Below are 2,390 nucleotides of genomic sequence, written 5' to 3'. Positions count from 1 at the left end.
TCCATGTATAGAGAGGGGACTATTAACTTTTGGCATTCCATCTTCGCAGCATGATCCCTTGCTTTTTTTGCTAGACGTCTTTTTTTCGCTACCCTTTTATCTTTGCTATTTTTACTCATAAGTCTCCCTATTGCTCATTTGAATTAGCAATAGAGAGTATCAACATTTTCAAATTCTATATATGAAATGAATTAAGTGTTAATCACGTTTAGCCTTTAAAAATTCAACTTTGTACATTGACCTATGTGTAAGGCGTGAATCTCAGCATAAGAGTGTTTAGGTCTACAGGCTCGTTTAATTGGTTCGCAAAGTACGGTTCGGGTTTTACGAACTGAACAATCACTCTAAACGAGAGAATTCTATTGAAGAGGGAGTTTTCAACTTAGTTAACGAAACCTGCTGGCTTCATTCGCCATTAAGCGGTGGAGTTTGCAACTTGGTTATTTACGAGGAGTATTCCAGATGGCTGATTTAGAAAGCTGGCGAGTTTCCATCTTAGTTATCTGTGATCAGTAGTCTCTAAATCGACAAAGGCGAACCGTTTGGTTCGCCTTTGTTTTTGGTGTGCCGCCCTAACATTTGTTGATACATCGAGAAGGAATGATGGCTAGTTATTGTTTGCACAAAAGTGATTTAGAAATACAGTGACTTCTGAGAACCTTTGAATTAGCACTAATATCTCAGAGCCTTAAAAGCTTGTTGGAAACTCCTCATGAACACTATGTTATGCAGGTGCTATGTAGTTTCTAGTTCAGTTGCAGTAAGTCCCATTTATTACCATAGAGATCTTGGAACACCACCACTGTCCCGTATTCTTCCACACGAGGCTCTTCATTAAATACAACACCATTTTTCTTCATCAACTCGTAGTCACGCCAAAAATCATTAGTTTGCAGAAACAGGAAAACACGGCCACCTGTTTGATTTCCTACTGCATGCGTTTGCTCCGGTGTACTCGCTTGAGCTAAAAGTAGGTTTGTACCATTGGAGTTTGGAGGAGAAACTTGAACCCAGCGTTTACCACCACCTAGGTTGGTATCTTCAACCAGAGTGAATTGAAGTTTTTGAGTATAGAATTCGATAGCATCGTCGTAATTTTCAACGACTAGAGCAATGTTTCCGATTTGCTGCTGAACAGTTTTGGCCATGATGATTTCCGCTGTGTCAAAACGCTAATTGTACGCTATTTTGAGACTTTTCTAGAAAGCACGTAACGCCTTGCAAATGTTTAAGGCACACAATACGAATGTTTACGCACAGCGCCTTTGCCACTAGAACCTACAAACAATACAGCTACCACAAGTGTCGAATCTTGATTGAGCAACTCATCAAAGCCTTAGCTATAACTCAAGAGCAAATCTCTAACCTAATAACGAAGGCTGCTCGTATACCACGGTATTATAGTTCTTCTAGTTTTCCCTTAGCTAAATCTTCTTGTTGCTTAAGGAACATGAAGAAGTTTGCCTCACTGATAAACGGGTTACCGCTTGTACCGAGCTTCTTCCTATTTTCAAAAAGGAAATTTTTATGTGGATGGTTCGAAAGGTTAACGTTCACAATAGGTGCCTGTAGTGAAATTTTTCGAATTTTCTCCATGCTAGTCAGGAACTGGCCAATAACTTCTGGATCATTGCTACTTACGCTATGCCCACCAACGATAAAAGCACGATATTGTTCGCCATTATCTTCAACAGTGAAGTCTAAGGAATAATCACCTTCCGTGTGGCCAGGTGTGAGATAGAACTTAAACTCATGTCCACCAATAGCCATAGAGCTATCGCTTTTTATCTCTATGTCTAAATTTGGAGGAAGGAACTTGTTCTCACCTTCGCTTTTGTTTGATTGCTGTATAGATAGTTCATGAGCGCTTTTGGTCATCACGACTTTGGAACCATACTTCTCTTGAAGTAACTGGGCGCCCCCAACGTGGTCAGAATGCCCATGAGTTACCAATATGTGCGTTATTGGCTTATCTTTTAGCCCTAGCTTCTCTAGGTTGATAGGTATCCACTCAGAGTAAGGGAAGTCAAGCGTATCAATGATAACGAGTCCGTCGTCTGTAGCAATGGCATATGATGAGACCCACTTGTCTCCTACATAATAGACATTATCAAACATCTGAAATGGTTCTACATAACCGTTCTTATCATTCATTGCTGGAACATATTGACTTAAGGAAGCAAAAGACGAAGCACTGAAAAGTAAACCTACAATAATTTTTTTCACGAAATCACACACAAATATATCCTTAATAATTTCTTATAGAACCTCGCGGATGAGAAAGCTCTAAACGATTTTCAGAGGCAAATACAACTGCAAATACTTTCTACTTAGCTTGAATTTTAGCTGACCGAATCACTTGTAAACTCGAATCCCATTAACTGCCTATG

The 2,390-nt window shown here is 39.6% G+C and carries 2 protein-coding genes; both read right to left on the bottom strand.

Features of this window, described 5'->3' with window-relative positions:
- Positions 1 to 746 precede the first annotated feature (746 nt).
- Positions 747 to 1,148 carry a VOC family protein gene (locus tag CAG68_RS09290; RefSeq protein WP_005388788.1) on the bottom strand — a complete coding sequence of 134 codons (402 nt, stop codon included), beginning with the start codon at positions 1,146 to 1,148 and terminating at the stop codon, positions 747 to 749.
- 250 nt (positions 1,149 to 1,398) lie between these two features.
- Complete coding sequence (locus tag CAG68_RS09285; RefSeq protein ID WP_225452537.1) at positions 1,399 to 2,226, bottom strand: MBL fold metallo-hydrolase; 828 nt, start codon at positions 2,224 to 2,226, stop codon at positions 1,399 to 1,401.
- Positions 2,227 to 2,390: the final 164 nt, after the last annotated feature.

The organism is Vibrio sp. V42_P2S4T144, from assembly GCF_009904715.1.
GTDB lineage: Bacteria > Pseudomonadota > Gammaproteobacteria > Enterobacterales > Vibrionaceae > Vibrio > Vibrio alginolyticus.
Note: the sequence above shows the minus strand (reverse complement) of the source record. Positions and strands in the feature narration are given on the sequence as shown.

Excerpts from the sequence above, each read along its gene's own strand:
- CAG68_RS09290 (WP_005388788.1), bottom strand. The coding sequence starts at position 1,148 with ATGGCCAAAACTGTTCAGCAGCAAATCGGAAACATTGCTCTAGTCGTT.